The 20,044-nt window shown below is 67.0% G+C and carries 47 protein-coding genes; 40 read left to right on the top strand and 7 right to left on the bottom strand.

What is annotated here, in order from left to right; translation table 11 throughout:
• Positions 1–192: 192 nt before the first annotated feature.
• Positions 193–396 (top strand): hypothetical protein, encoded by a 204-nt coding sequence (locus tag IE321_RS11860; RefSeq protein ID WP_190222814.1) that lies wholly within the window; start codon positions 193–195, stop codon positions 394–396.
• Between the two features lie 17 nt (positions 397–413).
• On the opposite strand, the gene IE321_RS11855 is transcribed toward IE321_RS11860, so the two are convergent.
• The gene (locus IE321_RS11855) at positions 414–830 is read right to left on the bottom strand and encodes a DUF3761 domain-containing protein (protein ID WP_190222813.1); all 417 of its coding nucleotides are present in this window, start codon (positions 828–830) and stop codon (positions 414–416) included.
• Between the two features lie 562 nt (positions 831–1,392).
• Between IE321_RS11855 and IE321_RS11850 the strand changes: the two genes are divergently transcribed.
• Genes IE321_RS11850 through IE321_RS11825 form a run of 6 tightly spaced genes read left to right on the top strand, consistent with a single transcriptional unit; the run spans position 1,393 to position 4,198 of the window.
• Positions 1,393–1,806, top strand: a complete 414-nt coding sequence (locus tag IE321_RS11850) for a DUF6197 family protein (RefSeq protein ID WP_190222812.1) — start codon at positions 1,393–1,395, stop codon at positions 1,804–1,806.
• Positions 1,807–1,815: 9 nt separating this feature from the next.
• On the top strand, positions 1,816–2,904 hold the full coding sequence (locus IE321_RS11845; protein WP_190222811.1) for a hypothetical protein: 1,089 nt from the start codon (positions 1,816–1,818) through the stop codon (positions 2,902–2,904).
• Positions 2,901–3,338 carry a DUF6197 family protein gene (locus IE321_RS11840; protein WP_190222810.1) on the top strand — a complete coding sequence of 146 codons (438 nt, stop codon included), beginning with the start codon at positions 2,901–2,903 and terminating at the stop codon, positions 3,336–3,338. The genes IE321_RS11845 and IE321_RS11840 overlap by 4 nt, the downstream gene beginning before the upstream one ends.
• Positions 3,335–3,700 carry a DUF6197 family protein gene (locus tag IE321_RS11835; protein WP_190222809.1) on the top strand — a complete coding sequence of 122 codons (366 nt, stop codon included), beginning with the start codon at positions 3,335–3,337 and terminating at the stop codon, positions 3,698–3,700. Before IE321_RS11840 ends, IE321_RS11835 begins: the two co-directional genes overlap by 4 nt.
• Positions 3,701–3,731: 31 nt before the next feature.
• On the top strand, positions 3,732–3,893 hold the full coding sequence (locus tag IE321_RS11830) for a hypothetical protein (RefSeq protein ID WP_190222808.1): 162 nt from the start codon (positions 3,732–3,734) through the stop codon (positions 3,891–3,893).
• Positions 3,890–4,198, top strand: a complete 309-nt coding sequence (locus IE321_RS11825; protein ID WP_190222807.1) for a hypothetical protein — start codon at positions 3,890–3,892, stop codon at positions 4,196–4,198. The genes IE321_RS11830 and IE321_RS11825 overlap by 4 nt, the downstream gene beginning before the upstream one ends.
• 57 nt (positions 4,199–4,255) lie before the next feature.
• Here IE321_RS11825 and IE321_RS11820 read toward each other — a convergent pair whose 3' ends face one another.
• Positions 4,256–4,426 (bottom strand): hypothetical protein, encoded by a 171-nt coding sequence (locus IE321_RS11820; RefSeq protein WP_190222806.1) that lies wholly within the window; start codon positions 4,424–4,426, stop codon positions 4,256–4,258.
• A 94-nt stretch (positions 4,427–4,520) separates the two neighbouring features.
• On the opposite strand from IE321_RS11820, the gene IE321_RS11815 reads away from it, so the two are divergent.
• The 10 genes from IE321_RS11815 (at position 4,521) to IE321_RS11775 (ending at position 8,018) form a co-directional block, all read left to right on the top strand.
• On the top strand, positions 4,521–4,691 hold the full coding sequence (locus IE321_RS11815) for a hypothetical protein (RefSeq protein WP_190222805.1): 171 nt from the start codon (positions 4,521–4,523) through the stop codon (positions 4,689–4,691).
• Positions 4,688–4,810, top strand: coding sequence for a hypothetical protein (locus tag IE321_RS42810; RefSeq protein ID WP_264202481.1), 123 nt, complete (start codon positions 4,688–4,690; stop codon positions 4,808–4,810). The genes IE321_RS11815 and IE321_RS42810 overlap by 4 nt, the downstream gene beginning before the upstream one ends.
• Positions 4,811–5,021: 211 nt before the next feature.
• Positions 5,022–5,255, top strand: a complete 234-nt coding sequence (locus tag IE321_RS11810) for a hypothetical protein (RefSeq protein WP_190222804.1) — start codon at positions 5,022–5,024, stop codon at positions 5,253–5,255.
• Positions 5,256–5,356: 101 nt separating this feature from the next.
• Positions 5,357–5,713, top strand: coding sequence for a DUF6197 family protein (locus tag IE321_RS11805; RefSeq protein WP_190222803.1), 357 nt, complete (start codon positions 5,357–5,359; stop codon positions 5,711–5,713).
• 353 nt (positions 5,714–6,066) lie between these two features.
• On the top strand, positions 6,067–6,429 hold the full coding sequence (locus IE321_RS11800) for a DUF6197 family protein (protein WP_190222802.1): 363 nt from the start codon (positions 6,067–6,069) through the stop codon (positions 6,427–6,429).
• Positions 6,422–6,799, top strand: coding sequence for a DUF6197 family protein (locus IE321_RS11795; RefSeq protein WP_190222801.1), 378 nt, complete (start codon positions 6,422–6,424; stop codon positions 6,797–6,799). Before IE321_RS11800 ends, IE321_RS11795 begins: the two co-directional genes overlap by 8 nt.
• Positions 6,792–6,998 carry a hypothetical protein gene (locus tag IE321_RS11790; RefSeq protein ID WP_190222800.1) on the top strand — a complete coding sequence of 69 codons (207 nt, stop codon included), beginning with the start codon at positions 6,792–6,794 and terminating at the stop codon, positions 6,996–6,998. Before IE321_RS11795 ends, IE321_RS11790 begins: the two co-directional genes overlap by 8 nt.
• Positions 6,991–7,524 carry a hypothetical protein gene (locus IE321_RS11785; protein ID WP_190222799.1) on the top strand — a complete coding sequence of 178 codons (534 nt, stop codon included), beginning with the start codon at positions 6,991–6,993 and terminating at the stop codon, positions 7,522–7,524. The genes IE321_RS11790 and IE321_RS11785 overlap by 8 nt, the downstream gene beginning before the upstream one ends.
• Positions 7,517–7,756 (top strand): hypothetical protein, encoded by a 240-nt coding sequence (locus tag IE321_RS11780; protein WP_190222798.1) that lies wholly within the window; start codon positions 7,517–7,519, stop codon positions 7,754–7,756. The genes IE321_RS11785 and IE321_RS11780 overlap by 8 nt, the downstream gene beginning before the upstream one ends.
• A gap of 58 nt (positions 7,757–7,814) precedes the next feature.
• The gene (locus tag IE321_RS11775; RefSeq protein ID WP_190222797.1) at positions 7,815–8,018 is read left to right on the top strand and encodes a hypothetical protein; all 204 of its coding nucleotides are present in this window, start codon (positions 7,815–7,817) and stop codon (positions 8,016–8,018) included.
• 44 nt (positions 8,019–8,062) lie between these two features.
• On the opposite strand, the gene IE321_RS11770 is transcribed toward IE321_RS11775, so the two are convergent.
• Positions 8,063–8,917 carry a hypothetical protein gene (locus IE321_RS11770; RefSeq protein ID WP_190222796.1) on the bottom strand — a complete coding sequence of 285 codons (855 nt, stop codon included), beginning with the start codon at positions 8,915–8,917 and terminating at the stop codon, positions 8,063–8,065.
• Positions 8,914–9,687 (bottom strand): hypothetical protein, encoded by a 774-nt coding sequence (locus tag IE321_RS11765; protein WP_190222795.1) that lies wholly within the window; start codon positions 9,685–9,687, stop codon positions 8,914–8,916. The genes IE321_RS11770 and IE321_RS11765 overlap by 4 nt, the downstream gene beginning before the upstream one ends.
• A gap of 31 nt (positions 9,688–9,718) precedes the next feature.
• On the opposite strand from IE321_RS11765, the gene IE321_RS11760 reads away from it, so the two are divergent.
• The 3 genes from IE321_RS11760 to IE321_RS11750 are packed head-to-tail and all read left to right on the top strand — an operon-like array spanning position 9,719 to position 10,891.
• Positions 9,719–9,889, top strand: coding sequence for a hypothetical protein (locus IE321_RS11760; protein WP_190222794.1), 171 nt, complete (start codon positions 9,719–9,721; stop codon positions 9,887–9,889).
• Complete coding sequence (locus IE321_RS11755) at positions 9,889–10,122, top strand: hypothetical protein (protein ID WP_190222793.1); 234 nt, start codon at positions 9,889–9,891, stop codon at positions 10,120–10,122. Before IE321_RS11760 ends, IE321_RS11755 begins: the two co-directional genes overlap by 1 nt.
• Complete coding sequence (locus IE321_RS11750) at positions 10,115–10,891, top strand: tRNA(His) guanylyltransferase Thg1 family protein (RefSeq protein ID WP_190222792.1); 777 nt, start codon at positions 10,115–10,117, stop codon at positions 10,889–10,891. The genes IE321_RS11755 and IE321_RS11750 overlap by 8 nt, the downstream gene beginning before the upstream one ends.
• 140 nt (positions 10,892–11,031) lie before the next feature.
• Here IE321_RS11750 and IE321_RS11745 read toward each other — a convergent pair whose 3' ends face one another.
• A complete protein-coding gene (locus IE321_RS11745) occupies positions 11,032–11,337 on the bottom strand; it encodes a hypothetical protein (protein ID WP_190222791.1) in 306 nt (101 codons plus the stop codon).
• A 127-nt stretch (positions 11,338–11,464) separates the two neighbouring features.
• Between IE321_RS11745 and IE321_RS11740 the strand changes: the two genes are divergently transcribed.
• Both IE321_RS11740 and IE321_RS11735 read left to right on the top strand, forming a co-directional pair.
• Entirely contained in the window at positions 11,465–11,707 is a 243-nt protein-coding gene (locus IE321_RS11740) for a hypothetical protein (protein WP_190222790.1), read from the top strand.
• Positions 11,704–12,135, top strand: a complete 432-nt coding sequence (locus IE321_RS11735) for a hypothetical protein (RefSeq protein WP_190222789.1) — start codon at positions 11,704–11,706, stop codon at positions 12,133–12,135. Before IE321_RS11740 ends, IE321_RS11735 begins: the two co-directional genes overlap by 4 nt.
• A gap of 4 nt (positions 12,136–12,139) precedes the next feature.
• Here the strand turns inward: IE321_RS11735 and IE321_RS11730 are convergent, their stop codons facing one another.
• Positions 12,140–12,442 carry a hypothetical protein gene (locus IE321_RS11730; protein ID WP_190222788.1) on the bottom strand — a complete coding sequence of 101 codons (303 nt, stop codon included), beginning with the start codon at positions 12,440–12,442 and terminating at the stop codon, positions 12,140–12,142.
• A 124-nt stretch (positions 12,443–12,566) separates the two neighbouring features.
• Here IE321_RS11730 and IE321_RS11725 point away from each other — a divergent pair, with 124 nt between their 5' ends.
• Positions 12,567–12,995 carry an HNH endonuclease signature motif containing protein gene (locus tag IE321_RS11725; protein ID WP_190222787.1) on the top strand — a complete coding sequence of 143 codons (429 nt, stop codon included), beginning with the start codon at positions 12,567–12,569 and terminating at the stop codon, positions 12,993–12,995.
• On the top strand, positions 12,938–14,293 hold the full coding sequence (locus IE321_RS11720; protein WP_373316619.1) for a DNA cytosine methyltransferase: 1,356 nt from the start codon (positions 12,938–12,940) through the stop codon (positions 14,291–14,293). The genes IE321_RS11725 and IE321_RS11720 overlap by 58 nt, the downstream gene beginning before the upstream one ends.
• On the opposite strand, the gene IE321_RS11715 is transcribed toward IE321_RS11720, so the two are convergent.
• On the bottom strand, positions 14,290–14,619 hold the full coding sequence (locus tag IE321_RS11715) for a hypothetical protein (protein ID WP_190222785.1): 330 nt from the start codon (positions 14,617–14,619) through the stop codon (positions 14,290–14,292). The two genes, IE321_RS11720 and IE321_RS11715, sit on opposite strands and share 4 nt — an antisense overlap.
• A gap of 32 nt (positions 14,620–14,651) precedes the next feature.
• Here IE321_RS11715 and IE321_RS11710 point away from each other — a divergent pair, with 32 nt between their 5' ends.
• The 16 genes from IE321_RS11710 (at position 14,652) to IE321_RS11635 (ending at position 19,941) form a co-directional block, all read left to right on the top strand.
• Positions 14,652–14,963: a DUF6197 family protein gene (locus tag IE321_RS11710; protein ID WP_190222784.1), complete on the top strand. Its 312-nt coding sequence runs from the start codon at positions 14,652–14,654 to the stop codon at positions 14,961–14,963.
• Positions 14,960–15,271 carry a DUF6197 family protein gene (locus tag IE321_RS11705; protein ID WP_190222783.1) on the top strand — a complete coding sequence of 104 codons (312 nt, stop codon included), beginning with the start codon at positions 14,960–14,962 and terminating at the stop codon, positions 15,269–15,271. The genes IE321_RS11710 and IE321_RS11705 overlap by 4 nt, the downstream gene beginning before the upstream one ends.
• Entirely contained in the window at positions 15,268–15,423 is a 156-nt protein-coding gene (locus IE321_RS11700; RefSeq protein WP_190222782.1) for a hypothetical protein, read from the top strand. The genes IE321_RS11705 and IE321_RS11700 overlap by 4 nt, the downstream gene beginning before the upstream one ends.
• Positions 15,420–15,968 carry a hypothetical protein gene (locus tag IE321_RS11695; protein ID WP_190222781.1) on the top strand — a complete coding sequence of 183 codons (549 nt, stop codon included), beginning with the start codon at positions 15,420–15,422 and terminating at the stop codon, positions 15,966–15,968. The genes IE321_RS11700 and IE321_RS11695 overlap by 4 nt, the downstream gene beginning before the upstream one ends.
• On the top strand, positions 15,965–16,474 hold the full coding sequence (locus tag IE321_RS11690) for a hypothetical protein (protein WP_190222780.1): 510 nt from the start codon (positions 15,965–15,967) through the stop codon (positions 16,472–16,474). The genes IE321_RS11695 and IE321_RS11690 overlap by 4 nt, the downstream gene beginning before the upstream one ends.
• Positions 16,471–16,680 (top strand): hypothetical protein, encoded by a 210-nt coding sequence (locus IE321_RS11685; RefSeq protein ID WP_190222779.1) that lies wholly within the window; start codon positions 16,471–16,473, stop codon positions 16,678–16,680. The genes IE321_RS11690 and IE321_RS11685 overlap by 4 nt, the downstream gene beginning before the upstream one ends.
• Entirely contained in the window at positions 16,680–16,895 is a 216-nt protein-coding gene (locus IE321_RS11680) for a hypothetical protein (RefSeq protein ID WP_190222778.1), read from the top strand. The genes IE321_RS11685 and IE321_RS11680 overlap by 1 nt, the downstream gene beginning before the upstream one ends.
• Positions 16,895–17,050 carry a hypothetical protein gene (locus IE321_RS11675; protein ID WP_190222777.1) on the top strand — a complete coding sequence of 52 codons (156 nt, stop codon included), beginning with the start codon at positions 16,895–16,897 and terminating at the stop codon, positions 17,048–17,050. The genes IE321_RS11680 and IE321_RS11675 overlap by 1 nt, the downstream gene beginning before the upstream one ends.
• A 2-nt stretch (positions 17,051–17,052) precedes the next feature.
• Complete coding sequence (locus tag IE321_RS11670) at positions 17,053–17,316, top strand: hypothetical protein (protein WP_190222776.1); 264 nt, start codon at positions 17,053–17,055, stop codon at positions 17,314–17,316.
• On the top strand, positions 17,313–17,546 hold the full coding sequence (locus IE321_RS11665) for a hypothetical protein (RefSeq protein ID WP_190222775.1): 234 nt from the start codon (positions 17,313–17,315) through the stop codon (positions 17,544–17,546). Before IE321_RS11670 ends, IE321_RS11665 begins: the two co-directional genes overlap by 4 nt.
• Positions 17,536–17,778, top strand: coding sequence for a hypothetical protein (locus IE321_RS11660; protein WP_190222774.1), 243 nt, complete (start codon positions 17,536–17,538; stop codon positions 17,776–17,778). The genes IE321_RS11665 and IE321_RS11660 overlap by 11 nt, the downstream gene beginning before the upstream one ends.
• Positions 17,771–17,986: a hypothetical protein gene (locus IE321_RS11655; RefSeq protein WP_190222773.1), complete on the top strand. Its 216-nt coding sequence runs from the start codon at positions 17,771–17,773 to the stop codon at positions 17,984–17,986. Before IE321_RS11660 ends, IE321_RS11655 begins: the two co-directional genes overlap by 8 nt.
• A gap of 155 nt (positions 17,987–18,141) precedes the next feature.
• The gene (locus IE321_RS11650) at positions 18,142–18,516 is read left to right on the top strand and encodes a hypothetical protein (protein ID WP_190222772.1); all 375 of its coding nucleotides are present in this window, start codon (positions 18,142–18,144) and stop codon (positions 18,514–18,516) included.
• A complete protein-coding gene (locus IE321_RS11645) occupies positions 18,513–19,334 on the top strand; it encodes a hypothetical protein (protein WP_190222771.1) in 822 nt (273 codons plus the stop codon). The genes IE321_RS11650 and IE321_RS11645 overlap by 4 nt, the downstream gene beginning before the upstream one ends.
• On the top strand, positions 19,321–19,569 hold the full coding sequence (locus IE321_RS11640; RefSeq protein WP_190222770.1) for a hypothetical protein: 249 nt from the start codon (positions 19,321–19,323) through the stop codon (positions 19,567–19,569). The genes IE321_RS11645 and IE321_RS11640 overlap by 14 nt, the downstream gene beginning before the upstream one ends.
• A gap of 120 nt (positions 19,570–19,689) precedes the next feature.
• On the top strand, positions 19,690–19,941 hold the full coding sequence (locus tag IE321_RS11635; protein ID WP_190222769.1) for a hypothetical protein: 252 nt from the start codon (positions 19,690–19,692) through the stop codon (positions 19,939–19,941).
• The last annotated feature ends 103 nt before the right edge of the window (positions 19,942–20,044 follow it).

The raw sequence follows: 20,044 nt of genomic DNA, 5'->3' as shown, positions 1-20,044 counted from the left end.
AACAATCCCCACCACGAGCCCGCACCCTACCGGCTAGCCAAATGAGATGACCTCTAAGCAGTACCCCTACCCCTGCCCAGCGGGACGACAGCACTTCCACCTGAAGAGCAATCTCGGCGGGACGGAGCGTCGCCGTCGTCGGACCCAGTGGCTTGCGGTGAACGCCTGGGAGAACGAGGGAGGTGCGTGCACGTGACCGAATGGCACGAGAACCGCAAGGCCGGGAAGGCCATCGTTCAGCGGGTCGTGCAGGACTCGCAGCTCCGCGAGGGCAAGCACGTCCACACCGCCAGCCACAGCTACGGGGAGAAGTGTCAGGGCGGTGACTGGCAGTGCCCGCTCTGGCAGCAGCAACTCGAAGAAGCGGTGGAGGCCTGGTCGCGGTCGGGCAACTGATCACGTAGGGACCGCAGCTAGCAGACAATGCGGCCAAACTTTGCCATCTGCCGATCAATCCGCTCTTGCGTTCGAGGTGGGGAATTACGGCAAATGACCTGCGTGCCATCTGCTGCACTCCACCTTCCAGCTACTCCCCCATGGTGGCTGCACGCGCCTTGCTTGCCGATGGAGAAAGAAAGCGTCCCGTCCGCGCAAACGGCCCCCTTGTAAGTCCAGCTGACCGGCGTACGTGTGGTGGGTGCCGCCGAGGGCGCCGAAGCCAGTCCGGCCTGCCTCTCGCGCTCCGCCTGCTCGTCGCGCTTGAGCCCGTCGAAGACACCAAAAATCAGGATTGCCGAGAACGCAATTACGGAAAAACCGGCACAGAAGATACCGAACCAATGCCAGATCTTCTTCGCAATCTCTACGGTCCGCTGGGCTGCGGAACGCATGCTCACAGCGCGCACTTGGGGTGTCTGCACATCCGGTGCGCGGCAGCCCGCTCGATGGCTTCGGCCTGCGATCTGAACTCGATCACGTCTTGGGGCGCGATCCCCTGTGCCTCGTTGCCCTGTTGCCCAGACGCCAACCCAGGACACCCCCTGGACCGGTGGACGGCATCACCTTGCGTCGCGACCCAGTAAGACTGACTCACGCCTTCCCCCTCCCTGTTTTTCGCACGGCAAGCGTGCCATTTGCGCTGCATCGAAGCCAAGTCTTCAGGGCTCACCACAAGATTCGGAGCGTTTCGCCGCACGCCCTGAGACCGGGCGGTTGAGGGCTGAAGAGCACCCCCGTGGTAGCTCCAGGCTCCGCTTCCCGAGCGAAGGACGTACGGCGAGCGTCAACGCCGAAACCGGCACCGAGACCACCCCAGGCTTGCCGAGCACCTGCGCCCCAAGTTCGCCGACCTGGTTCGGGGCACCGACACCTACGACGTCATCACCACCTACAACGACGACTCCGACACCACCACCGAGGACACGATCCTCGCCTTCAAGGAGGCAGCCCATCATGCGTGACAACGAGATCTTCGCGAAGGCAGCCGACATCATCGAGTCCGGCGGTCACTGCAAGTACACCCTGGAGAAGGACGGCGCCCACTGCGCGGTCGGGGCCCTCTGCGTGGCTGTCGGCGGAACCACCGGCGCTCTCTCGATCGCGGATCACCGCCGGGTGGCCAACCTGTGCCGGGAGGCCGAGGGCTACCTCCTCATGGGCGGCGACATCCGTCCGTACGAGACCGTCGTCAGCTGGAACAACCGTCCCGAGCGGACCGGCCCCCAGGTCGTCGCCCTGTTCCGCGAGCTGGCCGGGCCGCGGGCCGCCGACATCGGCGAGGAAGAGGCCGAGGTCATCGAGTTCGAGCCGCTCCCCGAAACCGCCCCCCTGCCGGTACCGGTGCCGGCCGAGCCCGTCCCCGCGTAGGAGCCGATCATGACCGACCAGAGTGGGTACGGGACCGCGGGCCAGCAGCAGGGGGTGAAGCTGGTCCCCAACGCCCTCACCGCCTACCGGCACTTCAGCATGACGTCAGAACTTGGCGGGCTGCCGGCTCTCGTACCGATGTCTCCCCATACCCGGGCCGCCCAGCAGGTCTACCACGTCCCGTGGAGGGAGCGGTCCAACGGTCAGCCGAAGACGTTCCACGCCGGGTGCGTCTATGAAGACAAGGATTCGGGGTACCCGCATCGGCGCCACCCGGACAGCCCGACTCCGCAGCGCGACTGCACATGCGGCTTCTACGCCCACTACTTCGACGAGACCGACTTCTACCGTTCCGGGCGATGGTTCCCGATGGGAAGCGAGATGCACCCGCCGGGTAATCAGGTCTTGGTTCGCGCGGTGGTGGAGCTGTCCGGCCGGATCGTCATGGGGTACCTCGGAGTGCGCGCCGAGAGGCTCACCATCAAGGCCATCGCCGTCGACTGGAGCAAGGCATCGGGGGAAAGGCGACAGAGGACAGAACTCAACTCCTACGGCCGCCTACATGTCACATACGGCTACGACCCGTTCGACATGAACCCCGACGTCATCCACGACTTCGAGGAGGCCGCCTCGGATCTCGCTGTCGTGTACGGCGCGAAGTTCTACCAGGACGCCGACAAGATGTACGCCGATCATCCCCAGCAGAATCTGTCGGCCCTCGGCATCAACGCCATGACCGAGGAGCAGCTGCGGCAGAAGCGTTACCGCGAATGGCGCGAGCGGATGCTGCGGGAGCAGGAGGAGCGCCGGGAGCGTGAACGCCGCCTGGAGTTTGAACGCGCCCGGATGCAGAAGGCTCGGGAAAGGGTGTATCTCAACGGGACCCTCCTCCAGGGCGTCAGCTTCGTCGGCTTCACCGTCGACGAGGCTGCCGACGTCGTGGAGCAGACTGCGGGCGTTTCCCTCAAGGGCCTCGCCGACGCCTACAGCGCACCGGTTGTCGAGCCCGCCGCCCCGTTCGAGCGGGCCCTGGCTGCGAAGAAGGAGCGGCCGGCCCCGCCCGGCACCGGCATCGACCGCAGGAAGAGGAAGCTGTGACCCCCGACGACATCCTGGACAAGGCCCTGCACATCCTGGAACGCGACGGCTGGCATCAGGGCGGCCTCGCCGAATACGACACCTCCAACCTCGATCTCAATCTCGACGACTACGATCCCGGCGAGATCGACGACGAAGAGGAGATGGACTACCTCCACTGGCAGTCGATGCGCAACGCCCCGGTGTGTGCCGTCGGCGCCCTGAACCGTGCCGCCACCGGCGAGGCCAACGGCATTTCGCGCCTCCTGACGTTCGATGAGGCCGAGGTTCTCAGGGGTGTCATCGCCCAGGCTTCCCGCCGCTTGTACGAGGCAGCCGGGATCGACTCGGGGGTGTCGAGCATCCCCGAGTGGAACGACTCCAAGGACACCACCAAGGAGGACGTCATCCTCGCGTTCAAGCGGGCCTGGCATGGCGAAGGGACGGGCGCATGACACCCGAAGAGATCGACTCCCAGGCCCGGCAGGCACTCCTCGACGCGGCGGAGGTCATCGGCCGCGACGGCTGGCACCAGGGCGCCTACTACTCGGGGCACACCTACGGCCCCGAAGCGGATGGTACTGAAGCTGCCCTGCATGCCCCGGTCTGCGCCATCGGCTCCATCCGTCGCGCACTGTGGGGCGAGGCCTGCGTACCCCTCCGTATCTGGGGGAGCCCGCAAGTCCGGGTGGCTCTGCATGCCGAGAAGCTGCTCGGCGACCACGTCGGCGCCTGTGTTCCCGACTGGAACGACAAGCGGGAGCGCACCGCCGAGGACGTCATCCTCGCCATGAAGCAGACGGCACATGGCGAGTGACGCGCGGGAACGGTTCTCTCGCCTGGAGTGGATGGGGCGTCGCGTGCAGGTGCGCTTCGCCCCCCACTGGCCGGTGCCGATCGGCAACTACGTCTTCGACGGCTTCGACGAGGCCGGTATCTGGGTGTCGCACGACCACAACGGGCAGCGGCACATCATCTGGCACGACATCGACGAGGTGATTCTCGTATGAGGGTTCTGTTCTGCGGCGGGCCGGCCGACGGGCAGTGGAAGGACATCGTCAATCCGTCGATCACCAGCCCGGGGAACTCGCGGGGTGCAGGCCGGTACGTCGAGGTCGTGACCCCGCCGACCCCGCGCGACTTCGCCGATGGCACCGGCACGCTGACGAAGGTCCGGTACCGACTGTGGCGGATCACTCTCCTCGGCTACGTGCTCGATGTCGCCGCCCCCGAGGCCGACCACAACGAGTCCGACTCCGTCCTGTACGCCGTCCTGCGCCGCGACGTCGCCGACCACCTCAGGGGGCGGTCGTGAACAAGAGCCAAGATCTCTTGGACCGCCCCGGGTCACGCCGAGATGTACGGGGCGGAGTTAATCAGCCGGCAGCCGGAGGGCTAGGTCGTGCGCCAGGTCACCCGCGGCCTGCCCTTCCTCTGTCGTCTCGTCCCTGAAGTGCAGCAACAGCCTGACCGCCTCCCGGGCCTCGCAGAGCGAGATGAGCGGCAGGCGCGGTCCGTAGTCCTCGGCGTAGTCGTCGTCCATGCCTGGTCAACCGCCGGCTCGGACGCGAAGTAACGCAACGCAACTGAAGAGGAAACGACGCGTGAGTGCCATGAGACCACCAGAGGTGATGACGATGACGGATGATCACTGCAAGTGCGGCTGTCAGCGCCGTACGCCACCGCCGGAATGCCCGGACTGCGAGGGCCTGGTCACCGAGACCTCGTCCCCCTCGATCGAGGGCACCGGATACGGGCACCGCGGCTTCGTCTGCGACAGCCGCTCCTGTGGATGGTGGGACGGATGACCGACACCGACACCGTGTACCTCGACGAGGAGCCGTCCGAGGACTACGTCCAGTACCTCCGCGACGAGTCCGACATCAAGGTCGTCATCTGGCCCGGAGGGGCGGTGGCCCTGCCGTGACTGACGGCAGAGGCACGCATCCCCGCAGGCTGCGGGAAACAAAGGTGGCCTGCTCATAACGGGGGCCATCCCCGCATGCGCGGGAGGTCAGGGTAGCCCTGAGCGTCCACTGGTCCATCCCCAAGCACATGGGGAGCAGCAAACATCAGAACCGCTATGCCCTGAGTAGCTGACGCGGTTTCACCGTAGTACCTCGACAAGGGAGAAAGGCATGGATCCGGAGATCCACCGGCGCCGGTACGTCCGGCAGCCCAAGCCTGAATCGAAGATCCAACACATCACGGCGATGTTCTACGCCTACGACCGGGACGGAACCTACAAGGAAAGGGTGCTGCTCACCCCCGAGCGCAAGAGGGACTACGAAGCCCGCGGCTTCACCTTCAAGCGGTGCAACGGCGTCATGCACCCCAGCTGGCGGGAGCGAGAAGACGATGCGACGGGCTGAGGAGTGTGACGCCCGATGACCGGTGAGTGGGTCGGCCTGATCGTCATCGGCGGTGTCTTTGTCGCCCTCATCGCAGCCTTCATATGGAAGGGAGTGGACTGATGCCCGAGATCGACAAGGCGCAGGTGTACCGGAAGGCCGCCGAGGTCATCGTCCGGGACGGGAAGTGGAGGGGCAGCCTGACGCAGCAGGGTGACTGCGCCTGGGATCTCAGGAACCCGGCCCTGAAGGTGTGCGCGCTCGGCGCCTGCGCCCGTGCCGAGTACGAGCTGTACGGCACCCTCCCCGAGGAGCGGGGTACCAACACGTACGAGGCGTACGCGTTCAAGGTCGCCGAGCTGAGAAAGCACGGCACCTACTACCGCGAGATCTACTACGTCAGCGACGATCTCCGCTACGACGCCGAGGACATCGCCCTCCTGCTGAAGAAGCGGGCCGACGAGGTCGACGCCGGCTGAGATTCCGTGCAGGCGCCCCCTCGGGCCCCGAAGGATCCGAGGGAGCTTACCCAGCCATCCTTGCACCCAAAGGGCGCAAAGCGGCTTTTCCACGCTATCCGCGAAGCGCGGACGGCGCCAAAGGAAAGGCCTCGCGCTATGCCCGACGAAAGCCCTCGCGGCTTCTTCTGGATCAGCGACCCGGACTCCGGCCTCGCCCACATGTCCCTTCACCGCGGTTCGACGAGGGCGACCCGGTGCGGCATCGGTCTCAACGGCATGTGGAGCACCAACACGATGATCTTGCTGGCCGAGGGAAAGCCCCGCTGCTCAGTCTGCGCCGAGTGGCCCCCGGACCGAGAGAGGAATGAACCATGACCGAGATCAACAAGGCCGACGTGTACCGGAAGGCAGCCGAGGTCATCGTCCGAGACGGGAAGCACGAGGGCAACCTCACCGAGAGGGGGGATCACCCCTGGGCCCTCAGGGACCCGGGATTCGCAGTGTGCGCCCTCGGCGCCTGCGGCCGTGCCGAGTACGAGCTGTACGGCACCCTCCCGGTAGAGCGCGGCACGGACGAGTACGCCGAGTACGGGTTCACCGTGACCCGGCCGCGCGCGTACGGCCTCGGGAGCTACGAGCAGAAGATCCACTACCTCAACGACGACGAATCCACCAGCGCCGAGGACGTCGCCCTGGTGCTGAAGCGGCACGCCGAGGAGGTCGATCATGCCTGAGATCAGCAAGGCCGACGTGTACCGCAAGGCCGCCGAGGTCATCGTCCGTGACGGGAAGACGGAGGGGCGTCTGGTAGAGGGTACGGACCGCGGCACCCGAGACTCCGAGATCATCGGCCGGCTGGTGAGCGGGCAGGGTGCGGTGTGTGCCATCGGCGCCTGCGCGCGAGCCGAGGCCGAGCTGTACGGCAACCTGCCCGTCGGAGAAGCCGACCTCCTCTACGGCAGGTACAGCTTCGGCGTCGACTGGGACCTGGGGCTGGGGCTCAAGGTGTACAGCATCTTCGCCGTCAACGACGATCGCCACACCAGCGCGGAGGACATCGCCCTCCTGCTGAAGCACCGAGCCGAGGAGATCGACGGTGGCTGAGCGCTACCTGTCCTGGAACCCGACCCGGCGCCGCGTCTGGACAGAGCACCCCTGCTTCCCCAAGGGCGCCATCAAGTGGCGGGACGAGTCGCAGTGGAACGGCGGCGGCCCCAACGGCCAGCTCCGGATCTACCGCATCCACGAGGGCGGCGACACGATCACCGAGATCCCGCGCGGAGAGTGGGGCGACCATGTCTGACCCCGTCCTCGACGCCCGCGGTGTCGCCATTGAGCCCGGCGACACCGTCATCTACGGATTCGGCGTGGGCCGCAGCGTCGCCATGGCCGAGGGGGTCGTCCTCGGCGCCGAGGTCAAGCCCCGGGGCAAGGAGACGCCCATGGCCCTGTCCCTGACACCGACGGGCATGATCCGGGTCCGGGTCGTGCGCCGCTCGTACAGCTCGGGCGAGAAGCCCGTCGTCGCCATCAACCCGGACAGGGTCGTCGTCCTGAAGGAGAGGGCGCACCGGCCAACGCTGCCGCCGTCGCCGCTGCCGACGCAGGACGAGAAGCGCCGCACCGCGTTGGTCACCTGCGCCGAGCACTACAGGGAGACGATCGCGGAGATCGAGCGGACCGGCGAGGTGCCGGAGTCCTGGCGCAACAAGCCGACGATGCCGGAGCCGGAGAGGACCCCGGAGTACGTCCTCAGGCGCTACCGGGAATGGCTGGCCGAAGCTAAAGCGGAGCTGGCCCAGGTCGAGGAGCGGATCGCCGATGGCTGACTACCCCCGGCTCGCCTCGCACGAGGAGAACCTGAAGTACTACGACGGCCTCACCACCGCCTCCCTGGAGGCTTTCCTCCCGCACGCCCAGGAGGACATGGAGGAGGCCCGGCGTCGGCTCACCGCGGTCGAGGAGATCCTCCGGCGCCGGCGGGAAGACCCCCGTCCCTGCCCGTACGACTTCGCGCACACGCGGCACTGGTGCGGCCACGAGACATGCAGGGAGAGCTGATGCCCCCGAAGCCGAAACAGCCGGCGTCGTCCGGCAAGGGCAGATGGGACTGGCAGCCATGGCCGACGAAGTAGCCGCCGACTTCTACTGGATCAGCAGCCCCGACAGCTACTTCGCCCACAAGTCGCTGTACCGCGGCAACACCCGCAACACCAAGTGCGGCATCCACCTGGACGGCTTCGGCATCACCACCTCGGAGATGTGCGCCCTGGCCGACGGGAAGCCCCGCTGCTCGGCCTGCGAGGAAGGAGTCCGGATGTGACCAGGAACCTTGGCGCAGCAGCGTCCTCGTGAGCTTCGACCGGTCTACCGCCCAGCACCCGCCCGCCACCGTCGGCGACGCTGCTCCGGCACCGCCGGGGCGACGTCGTCCTCGGACCGCAGCATCTCGCGGGCGGCGGTGACGAGCGCCTCTGTCTCCCCCTCTAGAGAATTTTCGTGATCGATTTTCGTTTGATGAGGGTCCCTCTGCAAGGTGTACCCAATTAGCTCCGAGGCTTGATCACTGGTGAATCCCCCCACGTCGCAAGTGATTTGATGTGCAGCCCGGTAGGCTCGCCTGTATTCCGCGTCAGCGGCATCACTCATGGGGCCAGGCTGGACCGATTCCAGGAAGCTGACATATTCGCTCAGGGCGCGCAAAACCTCATTATAGGCAGCGAGGACCGACAGGTCGACGTCTTGATTGAGGGATGCGTTCAGAAGCTCCCTATACAGGTACTGACCGGGCCCCCTGGAAATAGAGTAATTCCTATATCGATCAATTGATTCGATCAACTCGCGCGCCGCCCCCGCGACAGGGCGAGGTGCGATCAAATCGACCTCCGCCTTCCTTCGCAAAAGCACGTGGCGCGCTTCGCTCAACTGCTGATCGAGGACGCCGTTGAAGGAATCATGCGTGAAAAATTTGCTACATAGGCGCCGCACCTCATGAGATTGCTGAATGAACTCGGCGACCTGAACCTGCCGGACGGTCCAGAGCGCCGCGACGCGCTGAGCCTCGGCCGCGATCTGCGCCGCCTCCCGCGCGGCGGCAGCCTGATCCCGTCCGCCGTTGGCCTGGATCTTGGCGCCGATGATGCTGCCGAAGAGGCCGCCGAGGATGGCGATGGCGGCGACCAGGGCGGCGAAGATCTCGGGGTTGTCCTCGAAGTACGTCACCGGCGCCGCCTCCAGCGGCGCCGCGTAGACGCCTCCGGTTCGATATCTTCTTTGGATCGCAGCATGGCACGCGTCTCATGAACGAGTGAATCCTCCGCAACCAAGCATCTCTGCCTTTGACGGTCCCGGAGATCCGAAATCTCTCGGTCGGTTTTACGGCCGTGAGCAACGAGGTGATAGATCTCCTCGTGAGAAAGCACGCTTCCCACGGCAGCACTCAGCATTTCCGCGCGCTGCTCGGGGTCTACGTCTTCGCTCATGTGCATCACATGCATGGCCCGATCACCTTCCCTTGTGCCGTCCGGGAAGTACCGATACAACTTCGCCTTCGCGTGGAGAACAGGTGCAAACTGGTGGGTCAACTCCTCGAACTTCATTGTGTTCGCGGCAAGTCTGCCTGCCTCCTCGACAACATCCTGTGTGGCGATCAGGCGGACCTCAGACCAGAGCACTGAAAGCTCCTCGGACTTGACGTTGATCTCGTCCGCAAGATCCTCGTCATTGACGATCCAGAGGCGGTTGCACGTCTGCCGCAGACTGCTGGCACTCCGCACGAGTTGAGCAATCTGGACCTGCCGCACGGTCCACAGATTTGCTACTCGCTGGGCTTCAGCCGCAATCGTCGCAGCCTCCCGCGCCGCCGCTGCCTGAGCCCGACCACCGTTCGCCTGAGCCTTCGCGCCGAGATAGGCGATGAGGCCGACCGTGAGCGCAATCAGGGCCGTGAAGATCGCGTCGTGCTTTTCAAAGTACTTCCACAGTCCGTCCACCGCCCCATCATGCCCAACAGAAGGGGGAGTTGTGATCGATCCCGACCGGGCCCAGGCCATCGCTACCGAGGTGGCGGCCGAGACTACCTTCAAGGTCTTCAAGGCCTACCGCGACGCCGGCTTCACCCGGCGCGAGGCCCTCGAACTCGTCAAGATCAACCTGTCGATGTCGCTCCAGCGCGGCATCCTCCGAGGCCAGTGATGACCGCCACCGCCACCGCCACCTTCACCGACCTCGTCGCCGACATCGTCCCGATGCATCACTGGCAGTGCCTCGCCTGCTTCCCCGAGGGCGAGCCGGACCCGGAAGCGGTCTGCGGCGTCATCCTCCTCGACCTCCCTGTCCAGGAGGGCTCGGAGCTGTGCGACGACTGCCAGCACCTCTGGCCGGAGCACTTCGCAGAGCACATATTCGGAGGCGACGGCGATGAGTGACAACACCGCCCTCGGCGACCGCATGAAGCGGTACGAGTTCGTACAGCGGACCGTCCTCCCCCGCCGCACCTACACCCTGCTGCGAGTCGACGGCCGCGCCTTCCACACCTACCTCCGCGACGCGGAGCGCCCCTTCGACGAGAGGTTCATGGCCGACATGGACGCCGTCGCCGAAGCCCTCTGCGCCGAGGTCGGCGGCAGCGTCTTCGCCTACACGCAGTCCGACGAGGTCAGTGTCCTCGTCACCGACTTCGCCACCGTCCAGACCCAGCCGTGGTTCGACGGGGTGGTGGCGAAGCTGACGTCGGTGTCGGCGGCGCTGGCGACCGCGGTGCTGAACGAACGGCGGCCGGGGAAACGGGCGTTGTTCGACGCCCGGGTCTTCACGCTCAGCGATCCGGTGGAGGTGGCGAACTACTTCCTGTGGCGGCAGCGGGACGCTGTCCGCAACTCGGTCACGATGGCCGCCCAGGCGTACTTCCCCCACGGGCAGCTCCAGGGGCTGAGTGGTGGCGCGATGCAGGAGCTGCTGTGGTCGGAGGCCGGGATCAACTGGAACGACTACCCGGTCGGCTGCAAGCGCGGTCGGGTCACCGTCCGGTTCACCGGCGAGCAGGACGTCGAGTACACCGACAAGGGCTCCGGCAAGACCGTCACCACGACCGCCGTCCGCTCCTGGTGGCAGACCGGCGGCGCCCCGCAGTTCACCACCGAGCCCGGCGAGTGGCTGGCCGACGTCATACCCGAACTGCCCTCGCTGAAGGAGTGACCCATGAAGCCGAGCGAGATCCTGGACGCCGCCGCCCGCGTCATCGGCCGAGCCGACGTCGGCAACTGGAACGACAAGCCGGAGACGTCCTCGATGCCCTGAGGCGGGCGGCGGCATGACCGGCGTCAAAGAGGCGCGGGTCAGCCCTTGCCCGGGCGCTTCCCCTTGAACTCCTGGTGGTAGCGGAAGACGAACGGGGGAACCCCAATCTGTACCTCGACGCAGCCACCCATCGGGGCGTTGACGACAGGGCGGAGCCTCACGGGCAGGGACAGCTCGATCTCGTCCCGCTCATCCTCTTCCGAGGTGAGCTGCTCCTCGGCAGCCTTCAGCACCTGATTGATCACTTCCTCGCCGAATGCCTCTGGGGTTTCCACGAGCCGGTCGCCGGGCTCGATGTCGGACGGGGCATGGTTGCGCAGGTACTCCCTGCTGAGGCGTGCCATGAGAACTCCTTCGCCTGGTCGTCTACCGGGTGAACGCCACCAGGCCTACCCCCTCCAGTCGCACTTGTGTCGCACCACGCCATGCGTCAACCGCGTGGCAGACACCGCCACCTGTATGGAGCACCACATGACCAGCCTGACGCCCGAGGGCGGCTACTTCGCGGCGACGTCTGACCGCGAACGCCTCGCCGACCTGATCCGCTCCTTCGCCGTCATGTGCACCCGCGCCGAGGCCCTCGCCGAGGTCGAGCGCTTCGAGAAGCACATCGCCCACGAGCTGGCCGAGAAGATCCGGGCGACCTACACCGGACCCGGCATCGACCGGTACGTGCGGTTCGCCGCCGACCTCATCGACCCGGAGGTCCCATGACCAAGCAGAGCACCCTCGACCGGCTCCTGGCCGAGGCCGAGCAGTGGCACCGCGAGCATCCGTGGCGGTCCCGCTGGATGTCGCTCAAGAGGCACGCGGGCCGGGCATGGAACTGGCGGTGGGCGCCGCTGTGCGCCTGGCAGCGACACCGGCGCGGCTTCAGCTTCCGCGACGCCTGGAGCTTCGACACGTACATCGCCGGCGTCATCGCCAACGCCGCCGACTACCTGAAGGAGGTGAAGTACGGGCATCCGATCGACATGACCGAGGAGGAGTGGAACGCCTACCTCGACTCCGTGTCGGGCCCGCTCCGCCGGTACAGCGACGGCGACCCGAAGGCGACGTACGACGAGGACGCCGCCGCCTACACCGACGCCGTCGCCGCCATGCACCGCCTCGCCGAGAAGTTCGGCTCCTTCTGGGACTGACGGTTCAGATTGAGCTGAACTGCTTGGTTGCGAACCACGTGGCCTGACTGGTGCCGTTCTGGCCGTCGACGGTGAAGCCCCAGAGCCAGCCCTGAAAGTTGAAGGACCCGAAGTAGATTCCGCTCTTCACCTTGAACGAGATTTCGTCATCCGTGGCGACACCCTCGATGCCTACGGGGAGGCTGGTTCCGACCTTTGCCTGTCCCTGGAAGTATCCCGAGTCAGGATCTTGAGTCACACCGGAAAAGGTGACGGTGGCCCCATTGCTTTGGACTAGGCCCCAATTTCCTCTGACGTCCATCGGCATGACGTTGCTCCCTCTCATGGAGCGCCATCCCCCTTCACGAACAGGCTAACTCCGTCAACTACCCCACGCAGCGCAGGAATAGTTGACGAAATAACTGAACAGACAACCGAATAGAGGCATCACCGTGAGTTACACCCTCACCGACCTGCCGTCTCGCGTGTCGAGCCGCGTCGAGGTCACCGAAACGGGCTGCTGGGAATGGCAGGGCTGGCGGAACGGCGCCGGCTACGGCTACCTCCGCGTTGACGGCCGCGACCGGTGCGCCCACCGGGTGACCTATGAAGCCCTCGCCGGAGCGATACCGCCAGGGCTGGAACTGGATCATCTCTGCACCAACCCGCCGTGCGTGAACCCCGGACACCTGGAACCCGTCACCCACCAGGAGAACCAGCGTCGCGTTGGGCAGCGGCAGACCGCATGCCAGCGCGAAGGCCACGACTGGACGGACCCTCTGAACGTTCGCAGGCGGCCGGACGGTCGCCGGTACTGCGCCGAATGCGACCGGAAGAGTTGCAGGGATCGCTACCAGGCCAAGAGGCGGGGTGCGAAATGACCCTGAGCCTTCTGGATCTGTTTTGTGGAGGCGGGGGCAGTTCCACCGGAGCGACCCAAGCTGAAGGCGTCGCCGTGAAGATGGCCGCCAACCACTGGCCGCTCGCCGTCGACACCCACAACCTGAACCACCCCGACGCCGACCACGACTGCGCGGACATCTCCCAGGTCGACCCGCGCCGGTACGCGAAGACCGACCTGATCTGGGCGAGCCCGAGCTGCACGAAGCACTCCGTCGCGCGCGGTGTGAAGGCCGACCCGGAGGACGTCGCCGCCGAGCGCAGCAGGGCGACGATGTGGGACGTCCAGCGGTTCGCGGAGATCCACCGTTACCGGTTCGGCTTCGTGGAGAACGTGATCGAGGTCCGGAAGTGGGTGGGCTTCCGGGCCTGGAAGATCAGCCTGGAGGATCTCGGCTACTGCCTGCACGAGGTCTTCCTCAACGCCGCCTTCGCCGGCCAGCTCGGTGCGGCGACCCCGCAGTGGCGCGACCGCTGGTTCTGCCTGTTCCACCCGAAGGGCACCCGCTGCCCGGACGTCGAGCGGTGGACGTCACCGCGGGCCGTCTGCTCGGACTGCGGGCCGGTCGACGCCCGGCAGACGTGGAAGAACGGGAACACCGCCGGGAAGTACGGACGGCAGTACGTGTACTGCTGCCCGCGGTGCGGGGTCGAGGTGAAGCCGTCGGTGGGCGCCGCCGCCGACATCATCGACTGGACGATCCCGGCCCCGAGGATCGGGGACCGCGTCCGGCCGCTCGCCGAGAAGACCATGGCCCGGATCCGCTCGGGCCTGGAGAAGTACGGGACGGCGCTGGTGCCGGTGGAGGGCCGCGACGGCAAGCAGCCGTTCGGCGTCGACCGGCCGATGCGTACCTGTACCGGCAGGAACGAGACCGGGCTCCTGGTCCCCGCCGGGGGCACCTGGAACGACACCGCCTACCTGACCGACCAGCCGTGCCGCACGGTGACGACCCGGGAGACGACCGGGGTGGTCGTGCCGCCGTTCGTCGCCGAGCTGCGGGGTGGCGGCTCGAAGCACCGGCCCGTGTCGGACCCTCTCGCCACGGTGTGCGCCTCGGGGAACCACCACGGCCTGGTGGTGCCGGAGGCTTCGCCGGCCGTCGAGGACTGCGGCTTCCGGATGCTCCAGGCCGAGGAGTACGCCGCCGCGATGGCGTTCCCGGGCACCTACCGCTGGCAGGGCTCGAAGCGGGATCGGGTCCGGATGGCGGGGAACGCGGTGCCGTGCAACATGGCACGCGACTTGGTCGCCTGCGGCGTCGAGTCGATCGGCTAGCGCCGGTTCTGCGCCTTGATCTGCCCGGTCAGCGAAGGGGTCATCGTCCACGGGAACTGATCGTCCCGCCGGGCGGCCTCGGAAAGGACCCGCCACAGCCACGTCGTCCAGTCTCGCGGCATGGGCAGCGTGAACTTCTGCCGGTCTGAGATCGCCGCGGAGTAGACGGCCCGGGCCCAGGTGGCGACCGCCTCGCGCTCGCTGTCGCGTTCGAACGGCCAGGTCCCGTCGCACAGGCCCCAGTCCTCCAGGCACTCGGCGACTATCAGCCACTCCAGCGCCCCGTACGAGACCGCGTACGACTCGCGGCGCAGTTCCACTCTCACCTTCGAACCCTAACCCGCGATGGGAATCAGCCATGCAGTCTGAAGCGAAGAAGATCCTCGAAGACGCCTACGACATCCTCGAAACGCGCGGCTGGTGCCAGGGGACCCTGAGGAAGGCCGATGGACGTGTCTGCCTCGAAGGGGCCGTCATCGCTGCCTGTCCCGACAGTCTCCACTGGCTCATGCAAGCGCAGCACCCTGGATTCGCGGCATGGCGAACTCTCGGGGAAGTCATTGGCAGGGAAACCGGCTGCGCCTTCATGTCTCCCTACCTCTGGAACGACGCCCCCGAGCGCACCGTCGAGGACGTCAAGCTGGTCCTGAAGAAGGCGATCGAGTCGTGACCCCCGAGGAGATCCTCGTCTCCGCCGGCGACATCATCCGCCGCGACGGCTGGTACCAGGGCGAGACCGACGACGGAGACCCCGAGAGCGGGGCGGTCTGCCTGATGGGCGCGATCGGCCGTGCCGCCACCGGTGACTCCCGCAGTGAGGAGGTCACGATCTGGCGGGACGGTGTCATGGAGGAGGCCAACCGGGCCGTGCAGCGTGTGATCGACATCCTCGGACGTACCGACGTCGGCGTATGGAACGACGATCAGGGGCGGACCGTCGAGGACGTCCTCCTGGTCTTGAAGCAGGCCGCAGCGTGAAGGTCACCTGCCGGGGATACCGGGCCCTGAGCGGATGGCGCTACCGGGTCGTCTGCCCGTGCGGCTGGTCCTTCGACGTCCCCCGCGACATGTGGCACACCATCGGCCCCGCCATCACCAAGCACACCAGCGAATCCAGGAGGTGCGCATGACCCGCCGCATGCAAGCCAACCCCACATGGTCCCCGGGCCACCACCAACCCGAGCACGACGAGAACGAATTCTGCTCCAGCAGCCCCGCCTGCATCCCCATCGAGGAGAAGCCTGTGCCGAACCTCACCAACGCCGTCAGTGCCCTGCCCGCCCACGGAACCGACGCCCTCACCCTCAAAGGCCGCGTCCTCGCCCTCGTCGCCGGCACAGTCGGCGTCCCCAACACCGGCACCTACGTCGTCGCCGACGGGGTCGTGCACAAGGCGGCAGCCCGCTACGTGAAGGAGCGGCTGCAACCGGGCGGCCGGCTGTGGAAGTGGACGCTCGAAGCGGAGGAGCCGCGGGCGCCCTTCTTCGAGGAGGGCAAGACGTACCTCTGGGCGAAGACCAAGGACCAGTTCGGCCGTCGCTGCACCTTCAAGGTGGACACCGTGAAGGACAACCCCGCGGGCGGGAAGACAGCGTTCGGCCTCCAGGACTCGCTGATGTCGGGGGCAATCTGGGTCACCGTGAGCAGCCTCGACGGCTGGGAGGAAGTCCGATGAACCGCCGCATGCAGGCCAATCCTCAGCTGCCTGGGAACAGCAGCCACAGGCCGGAGCACGACGAGAACTACTACTGCGCCCTCGGCGCGGTCAAGTGCATCCCCGTCCCCGCCGAGCCCGGCATCCTCGTCCCCGCCACCGGCACCGTCCTCGTCGTTGACGGCGTCGTGCAGGAGTTGCACAACGATGAGTCCCGGGAGCTGACCATCGCCGGCCGGGACGTCACCCGCTTCATCCTGGACGTCCGCCACCCGAAGCCGACGTTCTTCGAGCCAGGGAAGACGTACACGCGGTTCGTCGGCTGGAGCATCCGCGCCCAGGCCGCCGACGTCACGGAGCGGTTCGAGTGCACGGTCGTCGAGAAGGACGGAGGCGGCCGGCCGGTGGCGTTCGGCCGGCTGACCGTGGCCTGCACACCGACCACGAGGGGCGTCGACCTCTGGTACCTGTTCCACGACTACGAGTGGAAGAACGACGGCTGGAAGCCGGTCGGGGCCGACCTGTGACCGCCCGAGAAGAGCTGATCACCGCCCTGCACAACGGCTGGGCCTGCTATGGCGTCGAGAACGAGCCCGGCGCCTTCCGCCGCCTCGCCACCGAGATGGTCGACGCCCACGCTCACGAACTCGCCGAGCAGATCCGGGCGCACCCCTTCCACCCCGGCGCGGAGCCGTACGACGGAGCCGACCTCATCGACCCGGAGGTGTCGTGATGTGTGACTGCGACTGCGAACTCCCGAAGCAGGAGAAGTGGAGGCAGGTCCGCGAGCAGGCCTACCGCGACATCGGCATCTCCGCCCTCAGCATCGCCGCCGGCGACGAGTACCTGGTCAGCGGCGGGAAGGTCATGCGGGTGCTCGAATCCGAGATGCAGGACTACGTCGAGGACGAGGTCAGCTACCTGGTGTGGGTAAGGAGGGAGGGCTGATGGGCAGCCCGATGACCCTGCCGGACGTGTGCGCCCTGTGCTTCGAGCCGTACGGCGACGGCACCTTCGACGTCACCGACACCGGCCTAGTCCTCGTGAACGTCTGCACTGCCTGCCGGATCGCCGAGACACGGGCCTGGATCATGAAGGACTAGCGATGAACTGGCGACCGTTCTTCTGGTGGTCGGCCGACGGCCTCGCCGAACGATGGCAGCTCTTCTACCGCGGCGAGGACGAGTACCACTGGCGCACCCTCGGCCTGCGCCTCCCCTTCGGTGTCCTCTTCCTGCGCACCGGCTTCTGCTACCGGTGCGCCGACGAGGCCGAGAACCTCCGCGTCTGGGGCCGGCCCGAGGGCCCGACCGAAGAAGAGGAACGCGAACTCGACCAGGAAATCAGGAAGTTGAGGAACAACCCATGAGCGGCCCCTTCAAAGAAGGCGATGTCGTCTACTACGACGACAACCGTCTGAAGATCCTCTCCGGCCCTTTCACCACCGCCGAGTACCCGACCGTCGACCAGTACCACGTCGCTGGGCCCAACGGCTACATCACCACCGCCTGGGAGTCCGACCTCGCTTCCGAAGACGACTACTTCGCGTTCGAGACGGCCTGCCTGGTCGAGGAACTGGAGGCCGGCGATGGGGACTGACACCGCCACCGCCGACGAAGCCGTCGTCGTTCCCGACGACCTGTCCGAGATACCGGCGCACTACGCATGCCGGATCTGCTGGCCGCGGGAGGGGACCGAGGTGTACTCGCTCTGCGGCAAGAAGCTCCTCGGCATCAAGGCACCGCTGGAAGCCGTCTCCTGCGACGCGTGCGCGGCCTGCGTCATCGAGCACGTCATGGCTCACCACGGAGGGGATAGCGACCATGCCTGACACCACCGACCCCGTCCGCCAGGCCGCCGAGAAGGTCGTCAACCAGCTCGCCGCCTGGTTCGACCCCGACCGCGACAGCGACTACAACATGGGCCCCTACCCCGACCCCGTCGCCGCCCTCGTCGCCTTCGCCGACACCGTCGTCCAGGAGCGCGAGCGCGAGCTGATCGCAGCGCTCCGCCTCCTCGCGCAGCCGAGGGACACCTAGTGGCTGGGCCCTGGAAGCGACACCGCATCGACGGCTTCTGGGGGATCGGTATCGACCACGACCGCCTCGGCTGGTCCATCACTTTCGGGCCCTGGATCTGGGCGAGGGAGTCCGACCGATGACGAATGACACCGACAACTGAACAGGGAGCCGTGATGGCCAAGCAGGTACACCGAGCATCGAAGATCATCCTCGGCGGGGTGGACGTATCCCACTTCGTCACCGCCTGGCACGTCGGCGCCGCCGTCGGCGCCCTCTACACCTGCACGCTGACACTGCTCGACAGCCCCCAGCTCCTGACCATCACTCCCCGAGGAGAGCAGCAGGGGAACTGGGGGCTTCGCGTCGCCACCGACGACCTCGTGGAGGTCGTCACGCCAGAGGGCGGGACCGTCGACATCTCCCGATGGATCGGCGGATACCGGAAGATTGTCGCCGCCACCGAAGCCGATACCGTCGAGCTGGACATCCAGTGCGACCGCGACGTCCTCAGCATCAACGGCACCCACCCGTGGGAGGACGCCGGATGACCATCCCCCACGGCGTCGGCGGCTGCCTGTGCCGCATCGAGCCCGGCATCCCCTGCGTCGCCACCACCGTCACCTACACCGACAACCCCCACTGCCCGTACCACGGCCTCCTCCCCCGCGGCCGCACCGACACCGGCATGTACCGAGTCGTGGGCGCCTGGAACGCCGACGGCCAGCCCGTCGACCTCGACAGCCTGCTGCGCAAGGGGCTGGAGCAGGCGCGGCGCGGGGAAACGGTGGACCGCGGCGACTACAGCCGGTACCTCGACGGCACCGAGCTGGGCGGCGACGATCCGGCGACCTGCGACGCCTGCGCCCAGTACGGGCTGTGCATCGACCACGACGGGGGCGACCCGGTCGTCAGGCCCGCCGCGAAGGAGCCCCTGACGGCCGACGAGGCGCAGGCCCTCACCGCGGCCCTCGGCTCGCCCGACCGGCCGACCCGGAAACTGCCCGCGCGCTGCGACGCCGACACCGACACCGACGGCTGCAACTACCGGGAGCCCCACAAGCACGGCTTTGCCTGCGACAAGACCTGCGACACCTGCCACGGCCACTACGACGACATCGACGCCAACCTGAAGAAGTTCGAGGAAGACGTCCTCGCCGGACGCGTCGGCGGCCCCGTCCTGCCTTCGCTGGCCGAGCAGGACGACCCCGAGGGCTGCGGCAACTACCCCGGCCTCACCGAATCCCTCGCCCAGCTCCGGCGCGGAGAGGTCAAGCCAGCCCGAACGTTCAAGGAGGAGTCGCGGTGGACGCGACTGAAGATCTGGCTTCGCTGGGCGAAGGAGGCGTTCTTCGATGCTCTCGACTGACGGCGGGACCATCACGTGGGGCTGCGCCACGGACTCCCTCGGCAGAGAGTGGTGCGGCGAGCCCGCGGAGTACTTCGCCTACGGGATGGCGCGCTGCGCCACCCACGCTGTCGAGCTGTCTCCCTGCACCTGGGGGCCCAACATGCGCGCCGGCGCCTGCAATCTCGACCACCAACGGCGAGGCCACATCTACGGTGTCCTGTGCCGCAACACCCGCAAGGAACTGACCGGATGACCGACGACAAGTGGTTCCTCCTGTTCGGTGCCGCCGCTATGGCCGCCATCGTCATAATCGCCGCCGTCGCTCTCGTGGCGATCGCATGACCAGGACTGCGGGAAGGATGACCCGCCGAGCATGACGAACGACGACGACCCTGACCGACCCTGCGGCCCCTGCTGGCGGGACGGCAGCGACCATGCCGACGTCCACTGCCAGTGCACCGACACCGCACCCTGCTGCCAGGACCCCGACGGGTGCTGCGGCTGCACCTGCCCGCCCCAGGAAGACGACGAGGACGAACGCCGCGTCATGTGGGACTGCGGCGTCCACGGCGACGACGGATGCATCGCCGCCGACCTCATCGACCCCGGGGACGGAAGTAACTAGAGGTTGCCCCTCGGATCTGGCTGCCGGTTTCCTGGAACGCTGAGCGGGCCACCGGCGCCTGCCGGAGGCCCGCTGTTCGCAGGAGTGTCGGCGCTTCCTGGGC

It is taken from the genome of Streptomyces hydrogenans (assembly GCF_014656075.1).
In the GTDB taxonomy this organism is placed as follows: Bacteria; Actinomycetota; Actinomycetes; order Streptomycetales; family Streptomycetaceae; genus Streptomyces; species Streptomyces hydrogenans.
Note: the sequence above shows the minus strand (reverse complement) of the source record. Positions and strands in the feature narration are given on the sequence as shown.

What these genes read in the sequence shown, in the direction of transcription:
- IE321_RS11855 (WP_190222813.1), bottom strand. Translation starts at nt 830, where the DNA reads ATGCGTTCCGCAGCCCAGCGGACCGTAGAGATTGCGAAGAAGATCTGG.
- IE321_RS11850 (WP_190222812.1), top strand. Translation starts at nt 1,393, where the DNA reads ATGCGTGACAACGAGATCTTCGCGAAGGCAGCCGACATCATCGAGTCC.
- IE321_RS11845 (WP_190222811.1), top strand. Translation starts at nt 1,816, where the DNA reads ATGACCGACCAGAGTGGGTACGGGACCGCGGGCCAGCAGCAGGGGGTG.
- IE321_RS11835 (WP_190222809.1), top strand. Translation starts at nt 3,335, where the DNA reads ATGACACCCGAAGAGATCGACTCCCAGGCCCGGCAGGCACTCCTCGAC.
- IE321_RS11830 (WP_190222808.1), top strand. Translation starts at nt 3,732, where the DNA reads ATGGGGCGTCGCGTGCAGGTGCGCTTCGCCCCCCACTGGCCGGTGCCG.
- IE321_RS11825 (WP_190222807.1), top strand. Translation starts at nt 3,890, where the DNA reads ATGAGGGTTCTGTTCTGCGGCGGGCCGGCCGACGGGCAGTGGAAGGAC.
- IE321_RS11820 (WP_190222806.1), bottom strand. Translation starts at nt 4,426, where the DNA reads ATGGACGACGACTACGCCGAGGACTACGGACCGCGCCTGCCGCTCATC.
- IE321_RS11815 (WP_190222805.1), top strand. Translation starts at nt 4,521, where the DNA reads ATGACGGATGATCACTGCAAGTGCGGCTGTCAGCGCCGTACGCCACCG.
- IE321_RS42810 (WP_264202481.1), top strand. Translation starts at nt 4,688, where the DNA reads ATGACCGACACCGACACCGTGTACCTCGACGAGGAGCCGTCCGAGGAC.
- IE321_RS11810 (WP_190222804.1), top strand. Translation starts at nt 5,022, where the DNA reads ATGGATCCGGAGATCCACCGGCGCCGGTACGTCCGGCAGCCCAAGCCT.
- IE321_RS11805 (WP_190222803.1), top strand. Translation starts at nt 5,357, where the DNA reads ATGCCCGAGATCGACAAGGCGCAGGTGTACCGGAAGGCCGCCGAGGTC.
- IE321_RS11800 (WP_190222802.1), top strand. Translation starts at nt 6,067, where the DNA reads ATGACCGAGATCAACAAGGCCGACGTGTACCGGAAGGCAGCCGAGGTC.
- IE321_RS11795 (WP_190222801.1), top strand. Translation starts at nt 6,422, where the DNA reads ATGCCTGAGATCAGCAAGGCCGACGTGTACCGCAAGGCCGCCGAGGTC.
- IE321_RS11785 (WP_190222799.1), top strand. Translation starts at nt 6,991, where the DNA reads ATGTCTGACCCCGTCCTCGACGCCCGCGGTGTCGCCATTGAGCCCGGC.
- IE321_RS11780 (WP_190222798.1), top strand. Translation starts at nt 7,517, where the DNA reads ATGGCTGACTACCCCCGGCTCGCCTCGCACGAGGAGAACCTGAAGTAC.
- IE321_RS11775 (WP_190222797.1), top strand. Translation starts at nt 7,815, where the DNA reads ATGGCCGACGAAGTAGCCGCCGACTTCTACTGGATCAGCAGCCCCGAC.
- IE321_RS11755 (WP_190222793.1), top strand. Translation starts at nt 9,889, where the DNA reads ATGACCGCCACCGCCACCGCCACCTTCACCGACCTCGTCGCCGACATC.
- IE321_RS11750 (WP_190222792.1), top strand. Translation starts at nt 10,115, where the DNA reads ATGAGTGACAACACCGCCCTCGGCGACCGCATGAAGCGGTACGAGTTC.
- IE321_RS11745 (WP_190222791.1), bottom strand. Translation starts at nt 11,337, where the DNA reads ATGGCACGCCTCAGCAGGGAGTACCTGCGCAACCATGCCCCGTCCGAC.
- IE321_RS11740 (WP_190222790.1), top strand. Translation starts at nt 11,465, where the DNA reads ATGACCAGCCTGACGCCCGAGGGCGGCTACTTCGCGGCGACGTCTGAC.
- IE321_RS11735 (WP_190222789.1), top strand. Translation starts at nt 11,704, where the DNA reads ATGACCAAGCAGAGCACCCTCGACCGGCTCCTGGCCGAGGCCGAGCAG.
- IE321_RS11730 (WP_190222788.1), bottom strand. Translation starts at nt 12,442, where the DNA reads ATGCCGATGGACGTCAGAGGAAATTGGGGCCTAGTCCAAAGCAATGGG.
- IE321_RS11720 (WP_373316619.1), top strand. Translation starts at nt 12,938, where the DNA reads ATGCGACCGGAAGAGTTGCAGGGATCGCTACCAGGCCAAGAGGCGGGG.
- IE321_RS11710 (WP_190222784.1), top strand. Translation starts at nt 14,652, where the DNA reads ATGCAGTCTGAAGCGAAGAAGATCCTCGAAGACGCCTACGACATCCTC.
- IE321_RS11695 (WP_190222781.1), top strand. Translation starts at nt 15,420, where the DNA reads ATGACCCGCCGCATGCAAGCCAACCCCACATGGTCCCCGGGCCACCAC.
- IE321_RS11690 (WP_190222780.1), top strand. Translation starts at nt 15,965, where the DNA reads ATGAACCGCCGCATGCAGGCCAATCCTCAGCTGCCTGGGAACAGCAGC.
- IE321_RS11680 (WP_190222778.1), top strand. Translation starts at nt 16,680, where the DNA reads ATGTGTGACTGCGACTGCGAACTCCCGAAGCAGGAGAAGTGGAGGCAG.
- IE321_RS11675 (WP_190222777.1), top strand. Translation starts at nt 16,895, where the DNA reads ATGGGCAGCCCGATGACCCTGCCGGACGTGTGCGCCCTGTGCTTCGAG.
- IE321_RS11670 (WP_190222776.1), top strand. Translation starts at nt 17,053, where the DNA reads ATGAACTGGCGACCGTTCTTCTGGTGGTCGGCCGACGGCCTCGCCGAA.
- IE321_RS11665 (WP_190222775.1), top strand. Translation starts at nt 17,313, where the DNA reads ATGAGCGGCCCCTTCAAAGAAGGCGATGTCGTCTACTACGACGACAAC.
- IE321_RS11660 (WP_190222774.1), top strand. Translation starts at nt 17,536, where the DNA reads ATGGGGACTGACACCGCCACCGCCGACGAAGCCGTCGTCGTTCCCGAC.
- IE321_RS11655 (WP_190222773.1), top strand. Translation starts at nt 17,771, where the DNA reads ATGCCTGACACCACCGACCCCGTCCGCCAGGCCGCCGAGAAGGTCGTC.
- IE321_RS11650 (WP_190222772.1), top strand. Translation starts at nt 18,142, where the DNA reads ATGGCCAAGCAGGTACACCGAGCATCGAAGATCATCCTCGGCGGGGTG.
- IE321_RS11645 (WP_190222771.1), top strand. Translation starts at nt 18,513, where the DNA reads ATGACCATCCCCCACGGCGTCGGCGGCTGCCTGTGCCGCATCGAGCCC.
- IE321_RS11640 (WP_190222770.1), top strand. Translation starts at nt 19,321, where the DNA reads ATGCTCTCGACTGACGGCGGGACCATCACGTGGGGCTGCGCCACGGAC.
- IE321_RS11635 (WP_190222769.1), top strand. Translation starts at nt 19,690, where the DNA reads ATGACGAACGACGACGACCCTGACCGACCCTGCGGCCCCTGCTGGCGG.